The 26,515-nt window shown below is 61.8% G+C and carries 25 protein-coding genes and 1 tRNA gene; 15 read left to right on the top strand and 11 right to left on the bottom strand.

The genetic code is table 11. The annotated features are described in order from the left end of the window. Window positions 1-162: 162 nt before the first annotated feature. Window positions 163-669 carry a Holliday junction resolvase RuvX gene (gene ruvX, locus NKI05_RS12240; RefSeq protein ID WP_023696538.1) on the top strand — a complete coding sequence of 169 codons (507 nt, stop codon included), beginning with the start codon at window positions 163-165 and terminating at the stop codon, window positions 667-669. Here ruvX and NKI05_RS12235 read toward each other — a convergent pair. The 3 genes from NKI05_RS12235 to NKI05_RS12225 all read right to left on the bottom strand — a co-directional run bounded on the left by NKI05_RS12235 (window position 587) and on the right by NKI05_RS12225 (window position 3,268). After that, window positions 587-928 (bottom strand): DUF6105 family protein, encoded by a 342-nt coding sequence (locus NKI05_RS12235; protein ID WP_352792392.1) that lies wholly within the window; start codon window positions 926-928, stop codon window positions 587-589. The two genes, ruvX and NKI05_RS12235, sit on opposite strands and share 83 nt — an antisense overlap. Further along, entirely contained in the window at window positions 928-1,515 is a 588-nt protein-coding gene (locus NKI05_RS12230) for a hypothetical protein (protein ID WP_023696536.1), read from the bottom strand. The genes NKI05_RS12235 and NKI05_RS12230 overlap by 1 nt, the downstream gene beginning before the upstream one ends. 124 nt (window positions 1,516-1,639) lie before the next feature. After that, window positions 1,640-3,268, bottom strand: coding sequence for a DNA alkylation response protein (locus NKI05_RS12225; RefSeq protein WP_352792391.1), 1,629 nt, complete (start codon window positions 3,266-3,268; stop codon window positions 1,640-1,642). Between the two features lie 196 nt (window positions 3,269-3,464). Between NKI05_RS12225 and NKI05_RS12220 the strand changes: the two genes are divergently transcribed. The 4 genes from NKI05_RS12220 to dprA are packed head-to-tail and all read left to right on the top strand — an operon-like array spanning window position 3,465 to window position 7,496. Next, entirely contained in the window at window positions 3,465-4,427 is a 963-nt protein-coding gene (locus NKI05_RS12220) for an aspartate carbamoyltransferase catalytic subunit (protein ID WP_023696535.1), read from the top strand. Next, the gene (locus NKI05_RS12215) at window positions 4,424-5,710 is read left to right on the top strand and encodes a dihydroorotase (protein ID WP_023688600.1); all 1,287 of its coding nucleotides are present in this window, start codon (window positions 4,424-4,426) and stop codon (window positions 5,708-5,710) included. The genes NKI05_RS12220 and NKI05_RS12215 overlap by 4 nt, the downstream gene beginning before the upstream one ends. A gap of 56 nt (window positions 5,711-5,766) precedes the next feature. After that, the gene (gene plsY, locus NKI05_RS12210) at window positions 5,767-6,372 is read left to right on the top strand and encodes a glycerol-3-phosphate 1-O-acyltransferase PlsY (protein ID WP_023696534.1); all 606 of its coding nucleotides are present in this window, start codon (window positions 5,767-5,769) and stop codon (window positions 6,370-6,372) included. Then, window positions 6,369-7,496 (top strand): DNA-processing protein DprA, encoded by a 1,128-nt coding sequence (dprA, locus tag NKI05_RS12205; RefSeq protein ID WP_023742459.1) that lies wholly within the window; start codon window positions 6,369-6,371, stop codon window positions 7,494-7,496. The genes plsY and dprA overlap by 4 nt, the downstream gene beginning before the upstream one ends. An 11-nt stretch (window positions 7,497-7,507) precedes the next feature. On the opposite strand, the gene NKI05_RS12200 is transcribed toward dprA, so the two are convergent. Further along, the gene (locus NKI05_RS12200) at window positions 7,508-8,416 is read right to left on the bottom strand and encodes a hypothetical protein (protein WP_245263851.1); all 909 of its coding nucleotides are present in this window, start codon (window positions 8,414-8,416) and stop codon (window positions 7,508-7,510) included. 50 nt (window positions 8,417-8,466) lie between these two features. Here NKI05_RS12200 and NKI05_RS12195 point away from each other — a divergent pair, with 50 nt between their 5' ends. The 3 genes from NKI05_RS12195 (at window position 8,467) to NKI05_RS12185 (ending at window position 11,957) form a co-directional block, all read left to right on the top strand. Next, window positions 8,467-9,780 carry a glycosyltransferase gene (locus tag NKI05_RS12195; protein ID WP_352792389.1) on the top strand — a complete coding sequence of 438 codons (1,314 nt, stop codon included), beginning with the start codon at window positions 8,467-8,469 and terminating at the stop codon, window positions 9,778-9,780. Further along, window positions 9,777-10,496: a Stf0 family sulfotransferase gene (locus NKI05_RS12190; RefSeq protein ID WP_352792388.1), complete on the top strand. Its 720-nt coding sequence runs from the start codon at window positions 9,777-9,779 to the stop codon at window positions 10,494-10,496. The genes NKI05_RS12195 and NKI05_RS12190 overlap by 4 nt, the downstream gene beginning before the upstream one ends. A 135-nt stretch (window positions 10,497-10,631) precedes the next feature. After that, entirely contained in the window at window positions 10,632-11,957 is a 1,326-nt protein-coding gene (locus tag NKI05_RS12185; RefSeq protein WP_023688605.1) for a hypothetical protein, read from the top strand. Between the two features lie 8 nt (window positions 11,958-11,965). Here the strand turns inward: NKI05_RS12185 and NKI05_RS12180 are convergent, their stop codons facing one another. The 3 genes from NKI05_RS12180 to NKI05_RS12170 form a co-directional block, all read right to left on the bottom strand. After that, window positions 11,966-12,622, bottom strand: a complete 657-nt coding sequence (locus NKI05_RS12180; protein ID WP_023688606.1) for a TVP38/TMEM64 family protein — start codon at window positions 12,620-12,622, stop codon at window positions 11,966-11,968. Window positions 12,623-12,639: 17 nt separating this feature from the next. Next, complete coding sequence (locus NKI05_RS12175) at window positions 12,640-13,422, bottom strand: glycosyltransferase family 2 protein (protein ID WP_198020860.1); 783 nt, start codon at window positions 13,420-13,422, stop codon at window positions 12,640-12,642. 667 nt (window positions 13,423-14,089) lie between these two features. Then, window positions 14,090-15,232, bottom strand: a complete 1,143-nt coding sequence (locus NKI05_RS12170) for a hypothetical protein (RefSeq protein WP_352792387.1) — start codon at window positions 15,230-15,232, stop codon at window positions 14,090-14,092. Between the two features lie 571 nt (window positions 15,233-15,803). On the opposite strand from NKI05_RS12170, the gene NKI05_RS12165 reads away from it, so the two are divergent. From NKI05_RS12165 to NKI05_RS12140, 6 genes are all read left to right on the top strand, one after another. Continuing rightward, entirely contained in the window at window positions 15,804-16,688 is an 885-nt protein-coding gene (locus tag NKI05_RS12165) for a dihydrodipicolinate synthase family protein (RefSeq protein ID WP_352792386.1), read from the top strand. Window positions 16,689-16,711: 23 nt separating this feature from the next. Beyond that, window positions 16,712-17,371, top strand: coding sequence for a GntR family transcriptional regulator (locus tag NKI05_RS12160; RefSeq protein ID WP_023688610.1), 660 nt, complete (start codon window positions 16,712-16,714; stop codon window positions 17,369-17,371). Window positions 17,372-17,437: 66 nt separating this feature from the next. Further along, the gene (locus NKI05_RS12155; protein ID WP_023806080.1) at window positions 17,438-18,775 is read left to right on the top strand and encodes an ABC transporter substrate-binding protein; all 1,338 of its coding nucleotides are present in this window, start codon (window positions 17,438-17,440) and stop codon (window positions 18,773-18,775) included. After that, complete coding sequence (locus NKI05_RS12150; protein ID WP_023670984.1) at window positions 18,775-19,713, top strand: carbohydrate ABC transporter permease; 939 nt, start codon at window positions 18,775-18,777, stop codon at window positions 19,711-19,713. The genes NKI05_RS12155 and NKI05_RS12150 overlap by 1 nt, the downstream gene beginning before the upstream one ends. Next, entirely contained in the window at window positions 19,714-20,535 is an 822-nt protein-coding gene (locus tag NKI05_RS12145; RefSeq protein ID WP_023700756.1) for a carbohydrate ABC transporter permease, read from the top strand. A gap of 37 nt (window positions 20,536-20,572) precedes the next feature. Then, window positions 20,573-21,634 (top strand): ABC transporter ATP-binding protein, encoded by a 1,062-nt coding sequence (locus tag NKI05_RS12140; RefSeq protein ID WP_023700757.1) that lies wholly within the window; start codon window positions 20,573-20,575, stop codon window positions 21,632-21,634. 47 nt (window positions 21,635-21,681) lie between these two features. On the opposite strand, the gene NKI05_RS12135 is transcribed toward NKI05_RS12140, so the two are convergent. Continuing rightward, window positions 21,682-21,757 (bottom strand) — tRNA-Lys (locus NKI05_RS12135). 321 nt (window positions 21,758-22,078) lie between these two features. On the opposite strand from NKI05_RS12135, the gene NKI05_RS12130 reads away from it, so the two are divergent. After that, window positions 22,079-22,570 (top strand): BA14K family protein, encoded by a 492-nt coding sequence (locus tag NKI05_RS12130; RefSeq protein ID WP_023700775.1) that lies wholly within the window; start codon window positions 22,079-22,081, stop codon window positions 22,568-22,570. Window positions 22,571-22,660: 90 nt separating this feature from the next. Here the strand turns inward: NKI05_RS12130 and NKI05_RS12125 are convergent, their stop codons facing one another. From NKI05_RS12125 to NKI05_RS12115, 3 genes are all read right to left on the bottom strand, one after another. After that, complete coding sequence (locus NKI05_RS12125; protein ID WP_023670980.1) at window positions 22,661-23,137, bottom strand: DUF6882 domain-containing protein; 477 nt, start codon at window positions 23,135-23,137, stop codon at window positions 22,661-22,663. Between the two features lie 22 nt (window positions 23,138-23,159). Continuing rightward, window positions 23,160-24,653 (bottom strand): glycerol kinase GlpK, encoded by a 1,494-nt coding sequence (gene glpK, locus NKI05_RS12120; protein WP_352764598.1) that lies wholly within the window; start codon window positions 24,651-24,653, stop codon window positions 23,160-23,162. Window positions 24,654-24,742: 89 nt separating this feature from the next. Beyond that, window positions 24,743-26,470 carry an ABC transporter substrate-binding protein gene (locus tag NKI05_RS12115; RefSeq protein WP_023670978.1) on the bottom strand — a complete coding sequence of 576 codons (1,728 nt, stop codon included), beginning with the start codon at window positions 26,468-26,470 and terminating at the stop codon, window positions 24,743-24,745. Between the last annotated feature and the right edge of the window lie 45 nt (window positions 26,471-26,515).

Below are 26,515 nucleotides of genomic sequence, written 5' to 3'. Positions count from 1 at the left end.
TCGTGTTCCTCGATTTTGGTTGCGCCGGAAGATAGAACGCCGACAGCAAAATTAAAGTGACATAGTGTGCTCGCGGTTCAAAAGAACGTGTCGCGGTCTTTGTTACGGCAAGTCTGGGTCACGGTTAAGACTGGGTCACGGTAAAGCTGGTGGGGAAAGCCGTTGGGCATCATAGCAATCGAGGATCTGCCGTCACGCCTGGAAGGCGGCAGGACGCTGGCCGGGCTCGACCTCGGCGACAAGACGATCGGTGTCGCCGTTTCCGACCGCGGCCTGTCCTTTGCCCATCCCCGCCCGGTCATCCTGCGCAAAAAGTTTTCGCTGGATGCGGCAGCGCTGCTCGCCCAACTGCAGAAGGACAATGTCGGCGCGTTTGTGCTCGGTCTTCCGATCAACATGGATGGTTCGGAAGGTCCCCGCGCCCAGAAGTCGCGCGCCTTCGTGCGCAACATGGCAGGCATAACCGAACTGCCCTTCGTGCTGTGGGACGAGCGGCTGTCGACGGTGGCGGCGGAGCGGACGCTGATCGAGATGGATTTCTCGCGCCGAAAGCGCGCCGGCAAGATCGATTCGGCGGCTGCGGCCTTTATTCTGCAGGGAGTTCTGGACCGGCTCCAGTCGCTTGACCCACGCGATCGGACGGAACCGGATTCCCCGCCTGCCGCCTGACCCAGGCCATGATGTTGCGGCGGCGGCGAAACGCCCACAATGCCATCAGCAGGAAGCCGTCGAAGATGCAGGCCCTTGCCACCATGCCCGGAATGATCGCCGGATCGATGCCCAGCATCTGCCCGTAGAGCTGAAACACGAAATCATGCAGCTGCCGGCTGAGCATGACGTAACCGAAATTGATGTCGTTGAGCGACAGGAAGAACCAGCCCCAGAACAGGGCAAGTGGCGTCGCCCACAATGCAAACAGCGTGCGCATCAGTGAGCGTCCCTGCCGCTGGAGCCGCCTCTGGGACCGCTGGGACCAATGTCCGGACGGCCGGATATGCGCGACAGCAAGGAGCCGTGCGCGGCACCCTTGGCCATGGCATGGGCGGTGGCGCGGCTCTCTGCCTCCCGCGAAACCATGACGGCGAAGACCGACCTCCGCTCGGCCAGCATGGCGACATAGGAGGCCAGAAGTGCCGCCAATTGCACGGCGACAACCAAAAACAGGCCGTTGATGCCTCGCGCTGCGCCGCCGATCAGGATCAGCGACAACACCGCGGATGCCGAAATGAAGGCGGTCCGCGCCACACTGTCGGCTCCGTCCGGGCTCGCTGCGGCGTTAACCAGACTCTCGATGAAGACCCAGCAAAACAGCACCGCCACGACCAGCAAGGCGATGGCCAGCGGCGCCACGACGGCAGCATTGTCGAGATCGGCCAGACGAGTGTTTTCCACGACGACGCCGAGCACGCCCAGAGCGCCCGCAACGCCGCGGTTTCCATCGACACAGATGAACGCCAGCAGGGCGAAAACCAGCGCCCAGTGCAAGGCCAGAAAGGACGTCAAAATGTGCCGCATGGCATTCCTGCTTTGGTGACAAAGACAGTGGGGTCTGCGGCCTGCGGCTGCAACGGAAACCATTCGTTAAGGTTAACGGCTGTCCACAGGCAGGCAAATTCGTTCAAGGCCTGGCGGAAGGCCCTCAATTCACCGGCGGATAGAGCGTGTCGACGATCATGCGCGCATCGTGGCGCGAATCGAGCATGCCATAGGTGTTGCGCCACTGGCCGGCGAGCCGCGTCTCGACGAAGGCGTCCGCAATCCGCCCTGCCCCCAGCCGGCGCAATTCCGCAGCTGCCGCCGACAGCGCCAGCTGTTCGGTCAGCAGGCGGGCCGACCCCTCATCGGTGCCGGCGACCTGCATGGCCGCCTTGAGCACGCCAATGGTTCCGCGTCCGCCGGCGCCGAGATCGCGGTCGATGCCGGCCAGCACCTCCTCGAACAGGCCGGGCGCGCGGCCGAGCACGCGCAGCACGTCGAGCGCCATGACATTGCCTGAGCCCTCCCAGATCGCATTGACCGGGGCTTCGCGGTAGTAGCGGGCGAGCGGCGCTTCCTCGACATAGCCATTGCCGCCGAGGCACTCCATCGCCTCATAGAGCAGTGGCGGCGCGATCTTGCAGACCCAGTATTTGACCACCGGGGTCATGGCGCGGGCAAAGGCAGCCTCGCCGCGGTCGCCGGCAGCCTCGTCGAAGGAGCGCGCCAGTCGGAACGAGAGTGCCGTGGCGGCGGCGACATCGAGCGCCATGTCCGCCAGCACGCGCTGCATCAGCGGCTGTTCGATCAGCGTCGAGCCGGCCACCTGGCGATGACGGGCGTGATGCACGGCCTCAGCCAGCCCCGCTCGCATGATTGCCGACGAGGCGACGGCGCAGTCGAGCCGGGTCAGCGTGACCATGTCCATGATCGTCTTTATGCCGGCGCCGGGCTCGCCGACCATCTCGCCGATGGCGTTGACGAACTCTACCTCCGATGAGGCGTTGGAGCGGTTGCCGAGCTTGTCCTTCAGCCGCTGAAAGCGGAAGCCGTTGCCGGAACCGTCGCCGAGGATGCGCGGGACGAGAAAACAGGAAAGCCCTTCCGGCGCCTGTCCAAGCACGAGAAAAGCGTCCGACATCGGCGCCGACATGAACCATTTGTGGCCGGTGAGGCGATAAAAGCCGCTGCCGGCGCGTTCGGCCCGTGTGGTGTTGGCGCGCACGTCGGTGCCGCCCTGCTTTTCGGTCATCCCCATGCCGAGCGTCAGCCCGGCCTTGTCGACCGGCGGCTTCTGGCTCTGGTCGTATTTGCGCGTCGTCACGCGCGGCGCCCATTCGCGAAACAGCTTTGGGCTGGCCATCAGGGCGGCCAGCGAAGCGCTGGTCATGGTGATGGGGCAGAGATGCCCGGTCTCGAGTTCGGCGGTCAGGTAGAAACGCGCGGCGCGCACCTGATGGCGACGGCCGATCTCGCTATCGCCGTTTTCCCAGATCGAGGAATGCAGGCCGCCGGCAACCGAGCGGCGCATCAGCGCATGATAGGCCGGATGGAATTCGACGAGGTCGATGCGCCGGCCCTGACGGTCATGCGTGCGGAGCTTCGGCGTCTCGACATTGGCGAGGCGCGCCAGCTCCTGCGCCTCCTGCGTCAGGACGAACCGGCCAAGCCCGTCGAGGTCCTTGCGCACCGGATCGGAAAAGCGCTCGGCAAGCTGGATCAGCAACGGATCGCCCCGCCAGGCGTTGCCGCCCGTCAGCGGCGGCGGCTGGTTGGTCACGTCGTCGTTCACGCCCAATCCTTCTGAAAGTAGAAGGGCCTTCTAACGGTAGAAAGGCCTTATCATCACAAGGCTTCGAATCCGAAGCAATCGGCTAGATATAGCCCAAGCCAGGCGGCGCGCGCGACGAAAATACCGGGGAGAAAGGCAGCAATCCCAAGCTGGCGCTTGCGGCAAGGAATTCTCCCCCCTATAGCAGCGCCTTGAGATGACCGACGCTTCGTCCCTGCCGCTTTATCCTCACCGCCATCTTCTGGGCATCCGCGATCTTTCCCCCGGTGACATCGAGCTTCTGCTCGACCGGGCCGATCGCGCCGTCGCCATTTCGCGGCAGTCCGAAAAGAAGACCTCGACGCTGCGCGGCCGCACCCAGATCAACCTCTTCTACGAAGCCTCGACGCGCACGCAGTCGTCGTTCGAACTGGCCGGGAAACGGCTCGGCGCCGATGTCATGAACATGTCGGTGGCGAGCTCTTCGGTGAAGAAGGGCGAGACGCTGATCGACACGGCGATGACGCTGAACGCCATGCGGCCCGACATCCTGATCATCCGCCACCAATCGGCGGGCGCCGCCGCCCTTTTGGCGCAGAAGGTAGGCTGCTCGGTGGTCAATGCCGGCGACGGCGCGCATGAACACCCGACGCAGGCGCTGCTCGACGCGCTGACCATCCGCCGCGCCAAGGGGCCGCTGTCGAAACTGATCGTAGCGATCTGCGGCGACATCCTGCATTCGCGCGTCGCGCGTTCCAACATCATGCTCTTGAACGCGCTTGGCGCGCAGGTGCGGGTCGTGGCGCCGTCGACGCTGCTGCCCACCGGCATCGAGAAAATGGGCGTCATCGTCTCGCGCTCGATGGCCGAGGGCCTCAAGGGCGCCGACGTGGTGATGATGCTGCGCCTGCAGCGCGAGCGGATGGAAGGCGCCTTCGTGCCTTCGGTACGCGAATATTTCCGCTATTTCGGCCTCGATGCCGAAAAGCTGAAGGCCGCCAAGGACGGCGCGCTGGTGATGCATCCCGGGCCGATGAACCGCGGCGTCGAGATTGCGTCCGAAATCGCCGACGGGCCGCAAAGCGTCATCCAGGAACAGGTCGAGATGGGTGTCGCCGTGCGTATGGCGGTGATGGAAGCGCTGCTCGACCCGCGCCGCAACGAGGGCCGGAGCGCATGAGCACCACGGTCTTTGAGCGCGCCCGCATCGTCGACCCGTCACGCGGCATCGACGAGATCGGCACCGTCATCGTCGACGGGAAAAAGATCGTTGCCGCCGGCAAGGCTGCCCTGAACCAGGGCCTGCCGGCGGGAGCCACCGTGGTCGACTGCGCCGGCAAGGCGATCATTCCCGGCCTGATCGACGCGCGTGTCTTCATCGGGGAACCGGGCGGCGAACATCGCGAGACCATCGCTTCGGCCAGCGTTGCGGCGGCGGCCGGCGGCGTCACCTCCGTCGTTATGATGCCCGACACGGACCCGGTGATCGACAATGTCGCGCTGGTCGAATTCGTGCTGCGCACCGCCAAGGACACGGCAAGCGTCAACATCTTTCCGGCGGCGGCGATCACCAAGGGGCTGGCCGGCCGCGAGATGACAGAGTTCGGCCTGCTGCGCGAAGCCGGCGCGGTCGCCTTCACAGATGGGCGGCACACAATATCCAGCGCGCTGGTGATGCGCCGGGCGCTGACCTATGCCCGCGATTTCGGCGGCGTCATCGCACATGAGACACAGGATGGCGACCTCGCTTCGGCAGGCGTGATGAATGAAGGCCTGTATGCCAGCTGGCTCGGCCTTGCCGGCATTCCGCGCGAGGCCGAGTCCATCCCGCTGGAGCGCGACCTGGCGCTGGCACGGCTGACGCGCGGCGCCTACCACGCGGCCAAGATCTCGACGGCGATGGCAGCGCAAGCGATGACACGCGCGAAAGCCGACAAGGCCAATGTCACGGCGGGCGTGGCGATCCACAATCTGTCGCTGAACGAGAACGATGTCGGGGAATACCGCACCTTCTTCCGGCTGACGCCGCCTTTGCGCGCGGAGGAAGACCGGCTGGCCATGATCGAGGCGGTCAAGGACGGCACGATCGACATCATCGTCTCCTCGCACGACCCGCAGGATGTCGACACCAAGCGCCTTCCCTTCGCCGATGCAGCTGCCGGCGCGATCGGGTTGGAGACGCTGCTTGGAGCAGCGCTTCGGCTCTACCACAATGGCGACGTGCCGCTACTTCGGCTGGTCGAAACACTGTCCACCGCACCAGCAAGGCTGTTCGGCCTGCCGGGCGGCACGCTGAAGCCGGGAGCGCCGGCCGATCTTGCGCTGATCGACCTTGAAGAACCCTGGATCGTGAGTGAAAGCGGCATCCGCTCGCGCTCGAAAAACACCTGCTTCGAAGGTGCGCGGCTGCAAGGCATGGTCTTGCAAACGCTGGTGGCGGGCCGCACAGTGTTTTCGAGCTAGAGCGATCGTGCCACGTCGCAGACCGATATGTTGCTGGGGAAATGCAGGGGCAAACAATGAGTTATAACGTTATCCTGGCATTGCTGTTCGGCTATCTCCTCGGCTCGATTCCCTTCGGCCTCTTGATCACCCGCGCGGCCGGCCTCGGCGATGTGCGCAAAATCGGCTCCGGCAATATCGGCGCCACCAACGTTCTGCGCACCGGCAACAAGGGCCTCGCCGCCGCGACGCTGGTGCTCGACGCGTTGAAGGGTACGGCGGCGGTGATGATCGCGCGCCATTTTGGACACGACTACGGACTGTGGGCCGGCCTTGGACTCTGGGCGGGCCTTGGCGCCTTCCTTGGCCATCTGTTTCCGGTCTGGCTCGGTTTCAAGGGCGGCAAGGGCGTGGCGACCTATCTCGGCGTGCTGATCGCGCTCGGCTGGCATGTGGCGCTGATTTTTATCGTCGTCTGGCTGGCGATGGCTTTTCTGTTTCGCTATTCCTCGCTGGCAGCGCTGACGGCGGCGGTCATCGTGCCGATCGCGCTTTATTTCTGGAGCACACCTGAGACCGCCGGGCTGTTCCTGGTGATGAGCCTGATCGTCATCTTCAAACATCGCGCCAACATTTCGCGCCTTCTTGCCGGCACCGAAGGCAAGATCGGAGCCAAGGGTTGAGCAAGCCCGCCGCCGGGCCGCGCCTCAGCGACCGGCAGCGGCTGAGCTGGCTGCGGCTGATCCGCACACAAAATGTCGGCCCGGCCTCGTTTCGCGAATTGATCAACCGCTTTGGTTCGGCGGAGGCGGCGTTGGAGATGCTGCCCGAGCTGATGATTTCGGGCGGAGCCAAAAGGATCATGCGCATTCCTTCCGTGGAGGAAGCCGAAGCGGAACTCGACGCAGCCAGTGAAAACGGCGCCCGCTTCGTCGGCATCGGCGAGGCCGACTACCCGCCGATGCTGAAAAACATGGACAATCCGCCGCCACTGATTGCCGTGAAGGGCGAGGCAGCCGTCTTTCGCCTGCCGGCGGTGGCCATCGTCGGCGCCCGCAACGCGTCGCTCGCCGGCATCAAGATGGCGCGCATGCTGGCGGCGGATCTTGGCCGCGACGGCTACGTCATCGTTTCCGGCCTGGCGCGCGGCATCGACACGGCAGCACACCAGGGCAGTCTCTCGACTGGTACAGTGGGTGTGCTGGCCGGTGGGCTCGATGTCCCCTACCCGCCCGAAAATATCGGCTTGTGCGAAGACATTGCCGAGCGTGGCGGCGCCGTTATTTCGGAAATGCCGTTCGGCTGGCAGCCGCGGGCGCAGGATTTTCCGCGCCGCAACCGGCTTGTCGCGGGCGCCGCCCTCGGACTGGTGGTCATCGAAGCTGCGCAACGCTCCGGCTCGCTGATCAGCGCGCGCCTGGCCGGCGAGATGGGCCGGCTGGTCTTTGCCGTACCGGGTTCGCCGCTCGATCCGCGCTGCGCCGGCTCCAACGGGCTGCTCAAGGATGGCGCCACCCTGGTCACCGAGGCGGCCGACGTTTCCGGTGCGATCGCACCCTTGGCGGGCACGCGAACGCGAAGCATTGCGCCGCCAGAAAAGGCACCCGATTTTTCGGCAACACCCCCGCCCGGTGAGGACGAACGCAGCGGCGTGCTCGAGGCGCTGGGCCCAACGCCGGTGGGCGTGGACGAGATCATCCGCCACACCGGCCTCAACGCCGCGCAAGTCTCCATGGTGCTGCTGGAACTCGACCTTGCCGGCCGCATCGAGCGCCATGCCGGCGGCAATGTCTCACTGGTTTCGTGAAAGCCTGAGACTTAGTTTGCGGCCGCAAATACCGCAGCACTTTCAGACATGAGGCGCCGCGCGGCGGGTTGGACATTATCCCTGTATGTAATGCATTGGCGGTAGCGGCCATCGGCAACGCGCTGTTTACCAATGCGCTCCCACTCCGGTGTCCAGGAGGAATTCCAGTCAAAATCCTGGGACATCAGATTTTCCCTGTCGAAGCATTGCGGATCCCTCTCGAGTATCCGACGCGCTTCATCGGCGAGGGGACTATAATTTTCAACAGCCGCTATCTTCCGCGCCCGCGCGGCCGGGGAAAGCTGAATTGCCGATTCGACACGTCCCGCCACATTTGGAACCGCAGCGGAACAAAGCTGTTTGCCGACCTGTGCCGTCTTTCGCAGTCCTCGGCAGAGGGCCTGGCCAAACGCAAAGGCAAGATCATGTATGGGATTATAGCCGTCGACCGCATCCGATACGATCTGGACATTCTTTGCGGTCGTTAGATCGGCGCGCACTCTCGAAAACACGTCGATCAGGAAATCATGGTTCCCGGCCAGCAGCGCTTCGTACCAGGCGCCATCCGGAATTTCCCCAAACACCGCGCCGCGTGTCGCGCCCGCAGCTTCGACCAGATCGCGCGAATAGCGGGTTCGCGATGTTTCCTTGCCGCCTGATCCGTCGGTCAGAAGATAGACCCTTGGTTTGGCGATCTCGAGCCAATGGTGGATCCTGAGTTCGTGCCCGGGGTGAGCGAGAATCAGCACGTTTTCCAGTTTTTCTCCTGACTTTTCAGGCAACAATGGCTCCAATCCAGTTTCTGGTCCGATCGAGCCGAATGGCCTGGGGACAAATTCAGGAGCAAACCTTGGCCGCGACAATGCTGACGAAGCTTGTTTGGTCAGCGGCTTCAACTTAAGACGCTGCCAGAAACTCATGCGCCTTTCTCTCTCATATCAGATGTAGTGCGCAAGCAAGGAATCGCCCGTTGCGAATTCTTATCACCAATCTCTCCCTGTCGCGAAACAGCGGATCGGAAGCGGTCGTCGAACTGTTGGCCGACGGGCTTCGCGACGCCGGCCATCAGACCATGCTGCTGGCTCCCACTCTGGGCGACATGGCCGATAGAATGCGTCGGCGCGGGCATCATGTCGTCGATCGGATTGCCGAGATCGTCGAAAGGCCCGATGTCATTCACGCCCAGCATCTGACGCCCTGCCTGACTGCGCTCGCCAGGTTTCCCGACGTGCCAGCGGTATTTTCCTGTCACAGCGCCTTCTTTGAAGTCGAAGCGCCGATGCTGCATCCCCAGATACGCCATTGGATTGCGGTCGACGAGGCGTGCCGAGCCAAATGCCTGTCGAGGGGCATACCGGCCGACCAGATGAGCCTTGTCTACAACGCGGTCGATCTCAATCGCTTCAAACAGCGCCCACCGCTCCCCGCCAGACCCGCGCGAGGCCTGCTGCTGACCAAGAATTTCGAGCACCAGGCGGCGGTTCGTGAGGCCTTTGCGAGAAGTGGCATCCAGCTGGATGAGCTAGGTCCAGCCACCGGGCGGTTTTCGCAGCAGCTGGAACAGGATCTGCTTGGTTACGACATCGTGTTCGCAACCGCCCGGATGGCCATCGAGGCAGCTGCGGTCGGCTGTTCCGTCGTGGTTTGCGACGCGCGCGGTTTCGCGGGATTGCTCAGCAGCGCAAACATGGAGGCATGGCGTCGCTTCAATCTGGGCGTTGGGCTTTTGACCAAGCCGACCACGGTCGAAAATCTTCTGGGCGCGATATCCGGTTTCGGTGCGAACGATGCCGCGGCGGTGTCCACCTATTTTCGGAAGGCGGCCGGCGATGCGTATTTTATCGAGGAACATCTGCGCATCTATGATCAGGTGCTGCGATCCGACAGGGGGCTGGATCCCGATGAGCGCGCGCTTGCGACCGCCGTGTGGATCGAAGAGATCGGGGTCTCGCATCCACGCCGAAGATGGTTTCATATCGTGAAAGAATTGCACGGCTGGCCGGATGCGCCCGAATTGGCGACGCTTCTGGCTCAGTCCCACGCGAACTCGCGAGTTTTGGAGAAGCTTGGCGAACAGAACGCCAGAACCCAGCAGCTTGTTCTGGACGAGGCTGTCTCGCGAGCCGCCGCGCTGGGCGACAACCCGGCTGTGCTGAGCCGGGTGGAGGAACAGCTTTCGAACCTTTCAAATTTTGTGGACGAGATAAAGCGGCTGTACAACGGTATGATCCCCTTGTTCATCAGAAAGCTTCTCCTTCGGGCGCGTAAAGGGGCCGGACATTGACAGGGCTCGACGGCTTGGACCGCGATAAATTGAGTGGCTACAGCATCTGCACCTCGCCACGATCCGGCAGCAATTTCTTGTGCCAGCATCTGAGCGGCACGGGCCTGCTCGGACATCCGCTGGAATATTTCAATTGGGGCGGGCGGCGCTATTTCGATGACCCGGACTACCCCAAGGATATCGCCGGCCAGGTCTGGAAGATCCTTACCATGGGCGCCACTCCCAACGGCATCTACGGCTTGAAGTTATTTGCCCACCAGCACGACTGGATTTCGGGCAAGGTGAACTGGGTCGATGCCCTTCCCAATCTTCGCTTCGTTCTGCTCACCAGACGCGACTTGCTTGGCCAAGCGATTTCCTGGGCACGCGCGCTGCAGACAGGACAATACCGATCGAGCCAACCGATGGCCCAGAAGCCGGTCTTCGACGCTGGACTGATCCAGAGCCAGCTCAACGCCCTTGCTCGTGAACGAGCCCGCTGGGAGATGTTCTTTGCGCGCACCGGTATCGAGCCCTTGCGGTTCGAATACGAGACAATGATCGAGGACCCTCGCCACGCCGTCAGTCAGGTCGCCGAGCTGATGGGCCTGAAGCCGCCCTCCAGGCTGGACCCCGGCAACGTGACCGTTGAGCTGCAAAGGGATGCATCAAACCTCGAATGGGCAGACCGCTTCCGGGCAGAGCGCGGCGACCCGAACATCCTGGACTTGATCTAGCTCCGCAGAATTCGTCTTCGGGCTGTCTGGAGCGCCGCTGAGCGGGTAGCAAAAGTAGCCATTTACTCTTCGCCATCCCGTCTGTATCACCGCCCCAGACCGCGTGGGGCGCCACGCCATCCAGCCGGGGGGCAGATGTCGACACCGTTCAATGCATTTACTTTGGTTGAGTTTCTCGCCTTTGCAGGGTTGAGCTTCCTTTATGTCCGGGCAGACGATTCGTTATCCCCCAGGGGCAAGACCGAGTGTACCATCGTCGCAGGGATACTGTTTGCGATCCTGGTCGCGGCAAGAGCCCCGGCGTTGCTTACCTTCTACAGGGTTTGGGCTGAAATTGGCCCTCTGTACTTCGGCTATGCCTATGCGAACGGTCCGTTAGCCGCTCTGTTCAACCCGGCAAGCAATTACTACGATCTAGCGGCAAACCTATCTTCAGCCGTTGCGGTGTCGGCCGGACTTCAGTGGTGGCCGGTCGTTGACACCGGCTCCGGTCTTCTGGTGGCTTTGCTGTTTCCATTTGTTGTCGCCGGCACAACGCAATCGATATCGTGGCGAACCGGAATCCTGTTGGCGGTTGCGACCGCGCTCTATTGCGTCACCGCATCGGAAACATTCGGAACGGCACTGCACATCAAAGGCTGGGGACCTGTTTATGCCGCGCTTGTTTTTGGGTCGTTGGCGTTCAAACAGCCGCTCAATCGCGTTCATATCGGTCTTCTTCTAGTGCTGCCGTTCACAGGAACCCCCGCAGCTTTCGCGCTTATCATATGGGCGGCTGCCGGCTTTGTGCTACGGCAGCCTTATCTTGTCCGACCTCTGGTTTGGTCTATTCCTGGATTGGCGACGCAGATCGGCTGCGCACTGTTGCCGGCAACGAATACCGGCTTGGCCGTACGGCCGTTCACGTTCCTCGGTTTTGCAAGCTTGCCAGACCTGTTCCTGCTCAAGGTGGGTGGTGCGATCCTTTGGCCGGCCTTGTTTTTCAGCAACTTGACACCGGGTACGCTTGAACTGATAGCAGCTGCCATCGTGTTCCTTGGCGTGCTTGGAGCTGCAGTTTTCCTCGCCCGCCGCCAGCCCATCCTGCTGCTCGTCCCGATCGTTGCGCTGCAATTTTCGGCTACTGCGATTCTCGCCGTCGGAGGTGCCGAGTCACTGCTCCAATCAGGATCTGGCTTCAGGTATTACTTCGCGCCAGTTGCAACACTTCTGATCGTTCTGGCGATTTGGGCGTCTTCGTGGAGGTTGGTTACAAGGGTCGCGGCGGTTGCTATTTGCCTATGCGCGGTCCTCGCAAATCGAGACTACAACGCCATGGTCGACGGCTTGTTCTTCACACCGTCCCACACCAGTTGGTCCTCGCAGGCAACGACCCATCTCACGTCACCGTCGCAAACGCTTGTAAATTACCCCGGAGCAGGCGGAGTACAGCTACCGGACTGTGGAGAATACCACTGCTAACAAGCACATCAGGTTGTTTCGGAATTGTGATGGTACATGACGAACCTGCCGACCAACGTCGCGCCTGCAATAACACCTCCAGCCAGCATCAGCAAAAAAACCTGGTGAAACTCAGGCGATTCGAGAGACGCCGCATTGCCGAGCAATGAACCGACATAGACATAACCAAAAAGGGCGGGAAGCGACGCTGCGGTTCCTATCACGTAGTCGGCGAGGCGAATTCCACTCGCGCCCAGCGCAATGCTTGTGGCGGCAAAGGGAACGACCGGTGACAGGCGGATCAGAAAAACCGATCGCCAGCCGTCAGCGGCAAGGAACTGTTTGACCTTGTCGAGGCCGCCAACAATTTTCGTGTTGGTAAAAGGAACGTTTTGGAGACCCTTTCGGCCTACGTAGTAGCCGACGATGCCGCCGGCCAAAGTCCCGACGAGCGCCATTGCCGATCCACCGGCGAATCCGTAAACCGCTCCGCCTGCGATCCCGAGCAGGGACGCCGGCAATATGCCGGTGGCGGCCACTAGAAACTGCATCACGACCAGCGCAACGAAACCGAACAGCCCTGTCTGCTGAACGCTCGCTTTGGCGATCCGCAAGATATCGTCGAGATAGCCCGACAGCGCCGCGGGGACGAGAACCATCGCAAGGCCCGCCACACCGAGGGCCATTCGTGTCCGACGCCTCATCAGATATTGCTCCCGACGAATAACGGATCTTGTCGAATGCCCAGTTTGCTGAGGCGAAACTTCGCCGCGGTTTTCAAGACACCCAGGCCATAGACGACGCTACGCCGAAAGTTGATCGACGACGCCTCCGGGAAGTATCTCGTCGGACAGGACATCTCGCCACCACGCAGGCCGAGATAGACGGCCTGGCAGACCATCTCATTGTCGAACACAAAGTCGTCCGAGCACCGGTGATAAGGAATCTCGGTCAACGCTTTCCGGCTCCAGCACCGAAAGCCAGTGTGAAACTCCGACATTTTCTGACCGATCAGAATGTTTTGAACCAGGGTCAGAAAGCGATTGGCGATATATTTATAGACCGGCATGCCGCCGCGCAGGGCACCCTTGCCCAAGATGCGCGAACCAAAGACGTAATCATACTCGCCAGAGGCGACCATCGAGGCAATGGCCGGCACCAACCTGGGCGAATATTGATAATCGGGATGAAGCATTACGACGATATCGGCATCGCGCTGCAGCGCCGCATCGTAACAAGTCTTCTGATTGCCACCGTAGCCCTTGTTGATCGAATGCTCGATTGTGTGAATGCCGAGCTGTCGCGAAATGCCGACAGTATCGTCCTTCGAGAGATCGTCCGTGAGAATAACGTCGTCGATCAATTGCATCGGCAAGGCGAAGTAGGTCTTCTCCAGTGTAGCCGACGCATTATAGGCGGGCATGATCACCGCCACACGCAATCCATCAATCATTTCTACGCCAGCGCCCCGATGTTGCGTTTCCATTGCCGGAAATCATCCTATAGCGCAAGCCGGCCTAGCATTTCCCGGACCACGTGCGGCAAAAACGCCACGCAATGTTTTCGCCCGCACCAAACGACGCCGGAACGAGAGACCGTGGTGGTCGAGGTCCCCGTTGAGGTCCCGGTTTATGTCGAGCCGCCAATCCAGTCGACGGCAGAACTCGCGCGCCTGCTGGCAAAGCGGGTCCGGCGCAAGGCGCTTTCCCTGGTCGGGTTTGTCCTAAAGTTAGCCGATCAAGCAAACTGGGGCATCGGTTGCCGGGCGACGACGGCGCGCAGTCAGATCCATTCCAGATTGATGTTTCGGATGTTTCCTGCGCGATGCGCTGGCGAATGCGCTCCACCCGACGCGCTATGTCTGGCGACACCCGGTCGTGCGTTTCAACCAGAATGGCGCCGATAGCATCTTGCAGCCCAGCTTCGCGGGATGCTTCGAGGCATTCGGCTTCGCTGCCCTCAATGTCCATCTTCATGATCGATGGCACGCCGGCGGCGCCAACGCCGGTACAGATGCCACCGCAGGGTATTTTTCCAGGCGGCTCTCGGAAAAGCACTCCGCCATTCCAGGGCTCTCCGTTGCACTGACGATCACGCTCGCAATGGCATACTCGACAGCTGACGAAAACCGGGCTCGACAGTCTGCGCATCAGTCAGCGGAACAGATACTTCGATACCTCCGGATTGCCACGGCGCCACATCACATTGTCGAGAAAATAATGGTGCACATTGATGAAGATGAGCACGATGAAGAAGAACAGCGATGACCCCAGCACTTGCCTGTCATAGGGAATCAAAGCCGTCAGCGCGGATGGGATCAGCCAGAAGCCGAGATAGCCAAGGGCCGTGCCGCCGACGATGAAGCCGAGGAGCCGAAACCTGTAGAGGGGGCCAAGAAAGGACAGGATTTTCGGCTGCGGATCGCCTTCGGCATCGGAACTGTCTCGCTCGACGTTCGTCTGGTAGCGCCAGACCACGGCGAGATACTGCAGCGAGTGGAGCGCGGGCACGATCAGCAGCCAAAGCGGGTTTACGCGCGCAATCAAGATCCAGAGATAGAGCGACGCCACATAGGCCACCAAACCGTTATAGGGCAGGCCGCCGCCGTTCTTCCGCCAACGATTGACCAGCATCAACAGCGTGGCCGCCGTCGACGCAACGGCCGCCAGCATGGCGATGTTGGTGACCCAGGAAGGGGCCGCGAATGTGTAATAGTCCAGGCCATAATATTTGCCCTGGGTGACCGCCGTATTCGTCTGCAGCCACGCCAGGATCCACACGGCATAGGAGTTGACCAGCAGCACCTTCTTGTCGCGGTCGTCGAAGAATTTGCGCTTCAGCACCGCATCCACCATCAGCATGCCGTAGCCCTGCTTGACGTAGTGCCAACCGACAAAAAAGAACATGGCGTTGGTGGCATAGCCGAGCAGGCGCGTGTTCGCCGCCGCGGCGCCATAGGCAAAGAACCCGGCCATGACCAGGGGCACGACAATGCCCGCGAAGATGTAGCGGAGCTGCAAGCTCCTGTCGTAGCCGTCGCCCGTCACCTTGCGCCCGAAATTGCGGTAGAAGAGCTGGTAGGAGTGGGCGAAGTGGGGATAGTTCACGAGATAGGCCACGAAGACCATCGTTGCGGCCACCGGACCTTCATATTCGAGCGGAACGAGAAACAGCACCGGCAGGATGAGAAAGGCGCTGCCGCCCAGCATGAGGAAATCGGCGACCCGGCCGAAGAGGTACTTTTGAGGCGCCGCCGCCTTAGGAGCGACAACATCGGCCGAAAGCTGAAGTGTCATGTCAGAACCCTCCCCTGGGAAGGGCTGAGTTTAGCCAGCGACTGATGTGGCGACAAGGTTGCGCCGTCGATTGGCAACCAACTTAGCCAAGCCCCATCTCCAACCTCAGATGGGCTGCGTTTGTCACGATCCCTCCCAACAACATGAACACGGGAACTGCAATTCCCACCGCTCCTAGCTCCTGTGCAACAAGCGCAGAACCGAAAAAGGCAGCCAAGCCAACAAAGAGGGAAATCGGTATAAAAAGAGCCGCCCTCGTTAGGCCTTTGCGGTAAATGACATACGCCGAAGGGCCTAGCCATAAAAGCATCAGCGCTAAGATCCCGATCACGTCGTTGCCCCTAATTGCATCGCGCCAGATGCTTTTGATGAGATCAGCCCGCCGCTACCTCGTCAAGCGCAGGGCCGCGCGCTGGATAGAGTTGACCACCTTCGCATCGGTGCCGAAAACGGTCCGCACATCCCATTCCTCCGTCATACCCCTCCTCTGATCGTAAAAAAACCGGCACGATTTGCTACTAACATGTTAGTGTGCTAGCACGGCATACACACCTACTTCGGAGACCTTCCGGTGACATCACGCTTTGGCCTTTCGGCCGCTCTCGCCACGCCTTTCGATGCCCGCGGGCAGATCGCCACCGATCCCATGATCGCTCAGGCCAAAAGTTGCCTGGCGCAGGGTTGCGGCAGCGTGACGCTTTTCGGCACCACAGGGGAAGGCGCGTCGGTGGGCACGACGGAGCGGCGGTCGGTGACCGAAGCCATGCTGGCTGCTGGAATCTTGCCGCATCAACTCGTTGCCGGCGTGCTGGTCGACGCCGCCGAAGACGCCGCCGAACAGGCACAGCATGCCTTGCAGCGAGGCGCCCGAAACATTCTGCTGGCCCCGCCGAGCTACTTCAAGAATGTCGGCGAGGAGGGCCTTTTCGGCTGGTTCTCCGCCGTCTTTGCCGCGCTTGGCCCCCTCGCCCATGACGTGCTGCTCTACAACATCCCTTCGGTTACCATGGTGCAGCTTTCGCTTGGCCTGATCGGCCGATTGCGCACTGCTTTTCCCGACGTGGTCGCCGGGGTGAAGGATTCCGGTGGAAACTGGAGCTACAGCGAGGCGCTGCTTGCCGCCTATGGCGATCTGGTGATCCTGATCGGCGATGAAAGGCATCTGGCGCGTGCGGTGCGACTGGGTGCTCAAGGTGCAATCTCGGGCATGGCCAATTTCGTCCCGGGCGAAATCCGCGCCATGGCCGAGGACGGGCGCGACGATCCTCGCGTCGAAAGTTTTGTGCTCGAATTGCTGAAATATCCGGTCACCCCCGCGGTAAAGGTCATGGTGGCGCGCAAGACCGGCGACGAGCGCTGGCTGGCGGTCCGTCCGCCGCTGGAGCCGATTGCGTTGCAAGGGCAGCAGCAGCTTGCCGCAGCCTATGACAGCCTGTTTGCCAGGGAACCGGCCTGACCGGCAAAGGGAAGCGCGCCGAAATGGAAGACGGCAACGAACCGACCACCCTCAGGGAGAAGGCCTATGCCAGCTTCACGCGGCATTTGCTGGCGCGCGACTTCAAGCCGGGCCAGTTCGTGTCGCAACGTGAGCTGGTTGCCTTCACCGGACTGCCGCTCGGCGCCATTCGCGAGATCGTGCCGCGTCTCGAGGCGGAAGGACTGCTGACGACCATCCCGCAGCGCGGCATGCAGATCGCCCATATAGACATCAGCCTGATCCGCGAGGCCTTTCAGTTCCGCCTGTTCATGGAGCGTGAAGCGGTGGCGCTGTTTACGGTAAGCGCCTCCGATGCCGAGCTTGCCCGCTTGCGGCGCGAGCATGAGGACATGCTTGCCCAGGCGCTGGCGCAAACCCCGACGCCGGAGATGGAGGCCAAGGCGCAGACCATCGACTGGGCCATGCACGACACGTTCATCGATGCGCTGGGCAACGAGATCATCGCCAAGGCCTATCTGGTGAATTCGGTGAAGATCCGCCTGATCCACCAGGAGCGGTTCCGTATCGACGGGCGCGTCGTGCCGGTCATGCGCGAGCACCTGGCGGTGATTGATGCGATGCAGAGCCGCGATCCTGGGAAGGCGGTCGAGGCCATCAGCCAGCATATCGAAAAGGCGCGCCGGCTGGCGCTGCAAATCTGAGGAAGCATGAGCCGCGCCGCGGTCGCTGCGGCGCAATCGACAACGACAACAACCGGGAGGAAGAAAATGTCGTCCAATCTGTTCAACCCAACCAGGAGGCAACTCCTCCAGGGAACCGCCGCCCTTGCCGCCGCCGGCTTTGCCGGTGTTCGCCCAAGCTTTGCCGCCGGCGTCGACTGGAAGCGCTTTGCGGGAACGACGCTTGACGTCAATCTGGTGAAAAGCCCGCGCAGCGACACGCTGATAAAATACATCGCCGAGTTCGAGGAACTGACCGGGATCAAGGTCAATGCCGAAGCGACGCCGGAACAGCAGCAGCGCCAGAAGACGGTGATCGAACTGAGCTCCGGCAAACCGAGCTTCGACGTCGTGCATCTGAGCTACCACGTGCAGAAGCGCCAGTTCGAAAAGGGCGACTGGCTGGCCGACATATCAGGCTATCTCGCCGACCCGACCCTGACCGATCCTGCGCTGGTGGAAACCGATTTCGCCGATGCCGGCATGCTGTTTGCCAAGGACGGCCAGGGCGTGCTGCGCTCGCTGCCGTTCTCGGTGGATTACTGGATCGTCTACTGGAACAAGGAATTGTTCGAGGCCAAGGGCCTCAAATACCCCGAGACGTTCGAGCAGCTGGTGGCCGCCGCCGAAACGCTGACCGATCCGTCGACCAACACCTACGGCTTTGTCGCCCGCGGCCTGAAAAACGCCAACACGCCGGTGTGGACGTCGCTGATGCTCGGCTACGACATGACGCCGCTCGATGACAAGGGCAAGCTGCGCACGACCTCGCCCGAGGCGGTCGAGGCCGCCAGCCTCTACCAGCGGCTGATGACCAAGTCGGCGCCTCCAGGCGTCACCGGATTCAACTGGGCCGAAGCCCAGTCCGCCTTCCTGCAAGGCAAGATCGGCATGTGGTTCGATGGCGTCGGCTTTGCCCCGCCGATGGAAAACCCGGAAAAGTCACGAGTGGTCGGCAAGGTCGGCTACGGCGTCATGCCCAAGGGGCCCAAGGCGCATGCCGCCGGCACCTTTGGCGACGGCCTCGGCGTGACGGCCGCCAGCGAGAAGAAGGAGGCCGCCTACCTCTTCTGCCAGTGGGCGATTTCGCCCGCCATGGGCGCGCGCCTGCTGCAGGCGGGTGCCGGCGTGCCGTTCCGCAAGTCGGTGCTGGAAGATCCCAAGGTGCGCGAAGGCGTCACCATGCCGGCGAGCTGGCTCGATGCCGTGGTCGGCTCGGGCAATGTCAGCCGGCTGTCGCTGCCGGTCATCATTCCGGTCACCGAGTTCCGCGACATCTATGGCGTGGCGCTGACCAATCTGATCGCCGGCGCCGATCCGGCAGAGGAACTGAAGAAGGCCACCGAGCAGTTCCAGCCGGTGCTCGACCGGAGCGAGCAAGGCTGATGTCCGCCATCACCCCAGAACGCACCGGGGTGACGACGCAAGCCATCGAAGGGGGCCAGACCATCCGTCTGGCTCCCAACTACTGGCCTTTCGTCGTCCCGGCGCTCGTCGTCGTCGGCGCCGTGATCGTCTTTCCCTGGGCCTTCACACTGTGGATGAGCGTCAACCGCTGGACCCTCGGCCAGGCGCGAAGCTTTGCCGGGATGGAAAACTATCTGCGGCTGGCAGTCGACCAACGCTTCTGGGAATCGCTTTTCCATACGCTGACCTACACGGCGCTTTCGGTCGCGGCGCCGATGTTCCTTGGCACTGTCGCGGCGCTGATCTTCGACGCCAAATTTCCGCTGCGCGGCCTGTTGCGCGGCGTCTTCGTCATGCCGATGATGGCAACGCCAGTCGCCGTGGCGCTGGTCTGGACGATGATGTTCCATCCCCAGCTCGGCGTGCTCAACTATCTGTTGTCGCTGGTCGGCATCCCGGCGCAGGAATGGATCTTTAATGCCAGGACGGTCATCCCGTCCCTGGTTGCGGTCGAGACCTGGCAGTGGACGCCGCTGGTGATGCTGATCGTGCTGGGCGGCTTGGCCTCCGTGCCGCGCGAGCCCTTCGAGAGCGCCGAGATCGATGGCGCCAACGCCTGGCAGCAATTCCGCTATCTCACCTTGCCGATGATCGCGCCGTTCCTGATGATCGCGATGATCATCCGCACTATCGATGCGCTGAAAAGTTTTGACATCATCTATGCCATGACCCAGGGCGGACCGGGCACGGCCTCGGAAACCATCAACATCTATCTCTACAACACCGCCTTCTCCTACTACGACATCGGCTATGGCTCGGCCATGGCCGTGGTGTTCTTCATCGTCATCGTCGCGCTGTCCTTCATCCTGCTGATGCTGCGCCAGCGCTCCCAATGGATCGGGGTGGAGGGCAAATAGATGAGTTCACGGCTGCTCAACCGGATCGGGCTGTTTTTCGCGGCTCTGGTCTTCGTCTCGCCGGCGATCCTGTTCTTCCTCTGGATGATCTCGCTGTCGCTGAAGTTCGAGATCGACAACGGTGCCTACCCGCCGATCCTGATCCCGGAACATCTCGCCTGGTCGAACTATGTGAAGGTATTCGAGGAGAACAATTTCCTGCTCTATTTCTGGAATTCGGTTCTGGTGACGGGCACGGCAACGTTGCTGGCGCTGCTGATCGGCGTGCCGGCGGGCTATGGCATCGCGCGGCTCAAGGCCGAACGCTCGGCGGTGGTCATCATGATCGCCCGCATGACGCCGGGGCTTTCCTATCTCATTCCGCTGTTCCTGCTGTTCCAGTGGGTCGGCATTCTCGGCACGCTGTGGCCGCAGATCATCATCCATCTGGTGGTGACGGTGCCGATCGTGGTCTGGGTGATGATCGGCTATTTCGAGACCACGCCGATGGAGCTGGAAGAAGCGGCCAACATCGATGGCGCCAGTTCCTGGCAGGTGTTCCGGCTGGTCGCCTTGCCCATCGCCAAGCCGGGCATTGTCGTCGCCTTCATCCTGTCGATCATCTTCTCATGGAACAATTTCGTCTTCGGCATTGTGCTCGCCAGCCGCGAGACTCGCACGCTGCCGGTCGCCGTCTACAACATGCTTTCCTACGAGCAGGTGAGCTGGGGTCCGCTCGCCGCCGCAGCACTTGTGGTGACGCTGCCGGTGCTGGTGCTGACCCTGTTCGCGCAAAGGCAGATCGTCGCAGGGCTGACCGCAGGCGCCGTCAAGGGCGGCTGAGGCACGGCCCGACATCACTCATTCCGGGAGAAATCCAATGGCATCGGTAACAATCAACAACGTCCAGAAGGCTTTCGGAGCCGCCAAGATCATCCACGATGTCAGCGTCGACATCTCCGATGGCGAATTCGTCATCCTGGTCGGGCCGTCGGGCTGCGGAAAGTCGACGCTGCTGCGCATGATTGCCGGACTGGAAACGATCTCGGGCGGCAGGATCGCCATTGGCGATCGCGTCGTCAACAATCTCAGGGCGCGCGACCGAAACATCGCCATGGTGTTCCAGAACTACGCGCTCTATCCGCATATGACGGTGGCCGACAATATGGGCTTTGCCCTGAAGATCAAGAAAGCCGATCCGGCCGACACCGCCGGCCGCGTCGGCAGGGCCGCCAGCATTCTCGGCCTGGACAAGCTGCTCGACCGCTATCCGCGTCAGCTTTCCGGCGGCCAGCGCCAGCGCGTCGCCATGGGCCGCGCCATCGTGCGCGACCCGCAGGTGTTCCTGTTCGACGAGCCGCTGTCCAATCTCGACGCCAAATTGCGCGTGCAGATGCGCGGCGAGATCAAGGCACTGCACCAGCGGCTGGGAACCACAACCATCTACGTCACGCACGACCAGATCGAGGCCATGACCATGGCCGACAAGATCGTCGTGCTGCATGACGGCCTTGTCGAGCAGATCGGCGCGCCGCTCGATCTCTACGATCGCCCGGCCAACCTCTTCGTTGCCGGCTTCATCGGCTCGCCGGCGATGAATTTCATTCGCGGCCATGTCGAGGAAGGTGTTTTCCGCAGCGCCGGTGGACTGATCTTGCCGCTGCCGGAAGGCATCGACCTGGCAAACATACCCGGCGGCGACCTCATCTACGGCATCCGCCCCGAACACATCCGAGCGACGACCGCCAAAGGAATCCCCGGCACGATCGTGCTTCTGGAAGCAACGGGTTCGGAAATCTTTGCCAGGGTCGACTGCGCCGGAGAAGAAATCTCCTGCCTTTTCCGCGAGCGGCTGGCACTGAAACAGGGCGAGCAGATGCGCATCGAGATCGACCGCGCCTGCGCTCATCTGTTCGACGTCAAGACCGGGCGGCGATTGTAGGGGGCGATGGGGGCTGCTGACAGGGCAACTTCCGCACGAAATATTTCTGGTGAGCGCGTCGGGGTTCGAACCCGAGACCTACTGATTAAAAGTCAGTTGCTCTACCGGCTGAGCTACGCGCTCCCGCGGGCTCTAAAGGCCGCCCTCGAAATTGCGCGGAACATAGGGAGAGTGCCGCGACCGGTCAACCGGAAAAAGATGGCCCTTCGACCGGGGTTTCAGCCATCGCCAGACGCGCCGCAAATTGCGTCGTCACCAGCCCGGTGAGCCGCTCCCGCACGTGGTCGCCGCTTCGATCTGTTGGCGCGCGAGACGCGCCTTTTCTCTCGCGCCGAATTCGAGAAACATTACAAATCAGCAACTTACTGTTTTGGTGGGAACCATCGCACGAGCGGGCCGTTTTCGTCTCACAAGGGACGTCAACCACCCTTCAAGGAGAAGATCATGAACAAGATCGCAACGGGTCTACTGGCGACCACCCTGTCAATTTCGTTTGCCGCGGCCGCCGCTATGCCGGCCAATGCCGCCCAGATGTTCGTGCCCCAGTCATCAGAAACTTCGTCCGACATCGTGAATGTGGGCGATTCTCGTCATGACAACTGGCGGTGGATGCGCCATGGCAACCGCAATTCCGGCAATCGCGATTTCCGCGTGGGCCGCCAGTTCTCCCGCAACAATGATGGCGGCAGCTATTGGAATGGCCATCGCGGCTATCGCGAATATCACCGCGGCTATCGCCGTCACGGCGACTACTGGTTCCCGCTGGCTGCCTTCGCCACCGGCGCCTTGATCACCGGCGCGATCGTCAACAGCGAGAACAACCGCGGCGATGCGCATGTGCAGTGGTGCTACGACCACTATCGGTCGTACCGCGCTTCGGACAACACATTCCAGCCCAATTACGGCCCGCGTCGGCAGTGCAATTCGCCCTATTGAGCTGAGTTGGTACCAAGTGTTGTGTAGAAAAGCCCGCCCCGGCACCGGCGCGCGCCTTTCCGTAGGTTGCTTGGGTACGGGCGCGGCGGATTAGCTGGCCCAATTGACGCTCTTGAAGATCAGATACAGGGCTCCGCCTTCACCACGCGGAGAACGGTATGCACCGAGGCCGTTGCAGATTCGAACCGCAACTGCGGTCATCTTCCAGCCGAGCACTTCCAGGTCGTTGTTCAAAGCTATCGCATAGGATTGAGCCAGTTCATCAATGGAATGCTCCTGTCCGAATGACCGAACCAGCTTTGCGTCGGCAAGCAGTTCGCCAGGCAGGTTTGAATTTGCCCAAGCCCAGAGCCAGTTGCTGGCCTTGGCACTCGTCGATCCGGCGATTTGGATTTCGGCGACGACCTTGGTGATGCCGTTGTCCGAGAACAGAAGCTTTCCTTCTGTCAGATCATAGTCATAGCGAGGCCAACTGCCGAGTCGGAACGCCTGCTGCAAGCGTGCATTCTTTGCATCCAATTGTTCGACAGCCTCGTCGCGCCAGGCGACATACCAGTGTGGATTCATCCCCTTCCCCCGCCACGATTTACTACCGTACGCTCAGCGTCCGGCGCACCGCATCGCGCCAGCCGGCCAGTTTTGCCGAACGCACCGTGGCATCCATGTCCGGCTTGAAGCGGCGCTCGAGCGCCCAGCTCCTGGCAAAATCCTTCGCCTTCGGCCACACGCCTGCTTTCGAGCCGGCAAGCCACGCCGCACCCAGCGCCGTCGTCTCCAGAATGGTCGGGCGATCGACCGGCGCATCGAGGATATCGGCCAGCCGCTGCATGGTCCAGTCGGAGGCCACCATGCCGCCGTCGACGCGAAGCACGGTTTTGGCCGACGCCCCCTTCCAGTCCTTGCGCATTGCGTCGAGGAGATCGCGCGTCTGGTAGGCGACGGATTCCAGCGCCGCGCGGGCGAACTCCGCCGGGCCAGAGTTGCGGGTCAGCCCGAAGATCGCGCCACGCGCCTCGGCGTCCCAATGCGGCGCGCCGAGACCGACGAAAGCCGGCACCAGATAGACGTTCTGCGTGGGGTCGGCGGTTGCCGCCAAAACGCCGCTATGCTCGGCCTTGCCGATCACCTTGATGCCGTCGCGCAGCCATTGCACGGCGGCACCGGCGATGAAGATCGAGCCTTCCAAGGCATAGGTGGTCTTGCCGTTCAGCCGATAGGCGATGGTGGTCAACAGCCGGTTCTTCGAGCGCACCAGATCGGCGCCGGTGTTGAGCAGCGCAAAGCAGCCGGTGCCATAGGTCGATTTCATCATGCCTGGCTCGAAACAGGCCTGGCCGATGGTCGCTGCGTGCTGATCGCCGGCCACGCCAAGGATTTTGATTTCGGCGCCAAACAGGCTTTTTTCCGTCACGCCGTAGTCGTCGGCGCAATCCTTGACCTCAGGCAGCATCGCCACCGGGATGCGCAGGATGGAGAGCAGCTCGTCGTCCCAGACATTTTTCTCGATGTTATAGACCAGCGTGCGCGAGGCGTTGGTGGCATCCGTCGCATGCACCTTGCCGCCGGTCAGCCGCCAGATCAAAAAACTGTCGATAGTGCCGGCGAGCAGTTCGCCCTTTTCGGCGCGCTTTCTCGCACCGTTTACCTTGTCCAGCATCCAGGCGATCTTGGTGCCGGAGAAATAGGGATCGAGCAGCAGGCCGGTCTTTTTGGTGAACTTTTTCTCCAGGCCGTGTTTTTTCAGCTTCTGGCACAGCGGCGCGGTGCGGCGGTCCTGCCAGACGATGGCATTGTGGATCGGCTTGCCGGTCGCCTTGTCCCAGATGACGACGGTTTCGCGCTGGTTGGTGATGCCGATCGCCGCCACATCCGAGGCCTCGCGGCCGGCGGCCTTCAGCGCGCCTTTGACCGTCGCGACGACGCTTGCCCAGATCTCTTCCGGATCATGCTCCACCCAGCCGGAGGCAGGATAATGCTGCGTGAATTCCTGCTGCTTGCTGCCGGCGACCTTCATCGCGCCGTCGAACAGGATCGCCCTGGTCGATGTCGTACCCTGGTCGATTGCAAGGATGTATCCGGTCATTAGTCCTCCCGGTAGCTCGCCTATACAAACAGGGGAGACGGCAAGATGCCGCCTCCCCGTTCACTATGATCCTGGCGCGTACGCCAAGATTACTTCTGCCAGCTCTTCACCAGTTCGTCGTAGTTGATGGTGATCGGCTTTTCCTTCTCGTTCTCGATCTTCAGCTGAGGCGCGAGATTGCCGTTCTTGACCGCGTCGGCGTTCCAGTAGGCGAGGTCATGCTCTTCGGCCATCTTCGGGCCGATATCGCCCTGGACGCCCGACTTCTCGATGCGGGTCATGACTTTTTCCTGCTCGGCGCAGAGCGAGTCCATGGCTTCCTGCGCCGTCTTGGCGCCGGACGAGGCATCGCCGATCGCCTGCCACCAGAGCTGTGCCAGCTTCGGATAATCGGGCACGTTGGTGCCGGTCGGCGACCACTGAACGCGGGCCGGCGAGCGGTAGAACTCGATCAGACCACCGAGCTTCGGCGCACGTTCGGTGAAGCTCTTGTCGTGGATCGTGCTTTCGCGGATGAAGGTCAAGCCGACATGGCTCTTCTTCACGTCGACCGTCTTCGAGGTCACGAACTGCGCGTAGAGCCAGGCGGCCTTGGCGCGGTCGGTCGGCGTCGACTTCATCAGCGTCCAGGAACCCACGTCCTGATAGCCGAGCTTCATGCCGTCCTTCCAGTAGACGCCATGCGGCGACGGGGCCATGCGCCACTTCGGCGTACCGTCGTCGTTCAGCACCGCCTTGGCGCCGGCGTCGACCATCGAAGCGGTGAAGGCGGTGTACCAGAATATCTGCTGCGCCACCGCACCCTGTGCCGGCACCGGGCCGGATTCGGAGAAGGTCATGCCCTGGGCTTCGGCCGGAGCGTAGGCCTTCAGCCAGTCGAGGTATTTCTGGATCGAGTAGACGGCAGCCGGGCCGTTGGTGTCGCCGCCGCGCGCCGTGCAGGAGCCGACCGGCTGTGATTTCTCGTTGACCTTGATGCCCCATTCGTCGACCGGCAGGCCGTTCGGCAGGCCCTTGTCGCCGTTGCCGGCCATCGACAGCCAGGCGTCGGTGAAGCGCCAGCCGAGCGACGGGTCCTTCTTGCCGTAGTCCATGTGGCCATAGACCTTCTTGCCGTCGATCTCGCGGCCGGTGAAGAACTCGGCGATGTCCTCATAGGCCGACCAGTTGACGGGAACGCCGAGGTCGTAGCCGTATTTCGCCTTGAAGTCGGCCTTGTTCTTCTCGTCGTTGAACCAGTCGTAACGGAACCAGTAGAGGTTGGCGAACTGCTGGTCGGGCAGCTGATAGAGCTTCTTGTCCGGCGCGGTGGTGAAGGAGGTGCCGATAAAATCCTTCAGGTCGAGGTTCGGATTGGTAACGTCCTTGCCCTCGCCCGCCATCCAGTCGGTCAGGTTGCGGACCTGCTGGTAGCGCCAGTGGGTGCCGATCAGGTCGGAATCGTTGACCCAGCCGTCATAGAGGTTCTGGCCGGTCTGCATCTGGGTCTGGATCTTCTCGACGACGTCGCCTTCCTGGATGACGTCATGCGTGATCTTGATGCCGGTGATGGCGGTAAAGGCGGGCGCCAGCACCTGCGATTCATACTGGTGGGTGGCGATGGTTTCGGACACGACCTTGATGTCCATGCCGGCGAAAGGCTTCGCGGCATCGATGAACCACTGCATTTCTGCTTCCTGGCCGGCGCGGTCGAGCGTCGACAGCGGGCCGATTTCCTTGTCCAGGAATGCCTTGGCTTCATCCATTCCGGCGTAGGCGTTGCCTACCCCGAGCAACAGGACAAGGGCAGTTGTTGATGTTAAAAATTGCCGTCGCATAGGTTTCCTCCACATTTAGGTTTCAAGTGCGATCTGGAACGGCCG

This window comes from Mesorhizobium sp. M0771, assembly GCF_040320155.1.
Taxonomy (GTDB): domain Bacteria; phylum Pseudomonadota; class Alphaproteobacteria; order Rhizobiales; family Rhizobiaceae; genus Mesorhizobium.
This window is presented reverse-complemented; position numbering and strand designations above follow the sequence as displayed.

What these genes read in the sequence shown, in the direction of transcription:
- NKI05_RS12235 (WP_352792392.1), bottom strand. Translation starts at nt 928, where the DNA reads ATGCGCACGCTGTTTGCATTGTGGGCGACGCCACTTGCCCTGTTCTGG.
- NKI05_RS12180 (WP_023688606.1), bottom strand. Translation starts at nt 12,622, where the DNA reads ATGGCCCTCGGTGTGGCGGGCCTTGCGATGGTTCTCGTCCCCGCGGCG.
- NKI05_RS12145 (WP_023700756.1), top strand. Translation starts at nt 19,714, where the DNA reads ATGAGTTCACGGCTGCTCAACCGGATCGGGCTGTTTTTCGCGGCTCTG.
- plsY (WP_023696534.1), top strand. Translation starts at nt 5,767, where the DNA reads ATGAGTTATAACGTTATCCTGGCATTGCTGTTCGGCTATCTCCTCGGC.
- NKI05_RS12175 (WP_198020860.1), bottom strand. Translation starts at nt 13,422, where the DNA reads ATGGAAACGCAACATCGGGGCGCTGGCGTAGAAATGATTGATGGATTG.
- NKI05_RS12130 (WP_023700775.1), top strand. Translation starts at nt 22,079, where the DNA reads ATGAACAAGATCGCAACGGGTCTACTGGCGACCACCCTGTCAATTTCG.
- NKI05_RS12155 (WP_023806080.1), top strand. Translation starts at nt 17,438, where the DNA reads ATGTCGTCCAATCTGTTCAACCCAACCAGGAGGCAACTCCTCCAGGGA.
- NKI05_RS12200 (WP_245263851.1), bottom strand. Translation starts at nt 8,416, where the DNA reads ATGAGTTTCTGGCAGCGTCTTAAGTTGAAGCCGCTGACCAAACAAGCT.
- NKI05_RS12140 (WP_023700757.1), top strand. Translation starts at nt 20,573, where the DNA reads ATGGCATCGGTAACAATCAACAACGTCCAGAAGGCTTTCGGAGCCGCC.
- NKI05_RS12160 (WP_023688610.1), top strand. Translation starts at nt 16,712, where the DNA reads ATGGAAGACGGCAACGAACCGACCACCCTCAGGGAGAAGGCCTATGCC.
- NKI05_RS12150 (WP_023670984.1), top strand. Translation starts at nt 18,775, where the DNA reads ATGTCCGCCATCACCCCAGAACGCACCGGGGTGACGACGCAAGCCATC.
- NKI05_RS12220 (WP_023696535.1), top strand. Translation starts at nt 3,465, where the DNA reads ATGACCGACGCTTCGTCCCTGCCGCTTTATCCTCACCGCCATCTTCTG.
- NKI05_RS12115 (WP_023670978.1), bottom strand. Translation starts at nt 26,470, where the DNA reads ATGCGACGGCAATTTTTAACATCAACAACTGCCCTTGTCCTGTTGCTC.
- NKI05_RS12125 (WP_023670980.1), bottom strand. Translation starts at nt 23,137, where the DNA reads ATGAATCCACACTGGTATGTCGCCTGGCGCGACGAGGCTGTCGAACAA.
- NKI05_RS12170 (WP_352792387.1), bottom strand. Translation starts at nt 15,232, where the DNA reads ATGACACTTCAGCTTTCGGCCGATGTTGTCGCTCCTAAGGCGGCGGCG.
- NKI05_RS12215 (WP_023688600.1), top strand. Translation starts at nt 4,424, where the DNA reads ATGAGCACCACGGTCTTTGAGCGCGCCCGCATCGTCGACCCGTCACGC.
- glpK (WP_352764598.1), bottom strand. Translation starts at nt 24,653, where the DNA reads ATGACCGGATACATCCTTGCAATCGACCAGGGTACGACATCGACCAGG.
- NKI05_RS12185 (WP_023688605.1), top strand. Translation starts at nt 10,632, where the DNA reads ATGTCGACACCGTTCAATGCATTTACTTTGGTTGAGTTTCTCGCCTTT.
- NKI05_RS12230 (WP_023696536.1), bottom strand. Translation starts at nt 1,515, where the DNA reads ATGCGGCACATTTTGACGTCCTTTCTGGCCTTGCACTGGGCGCTGGTT.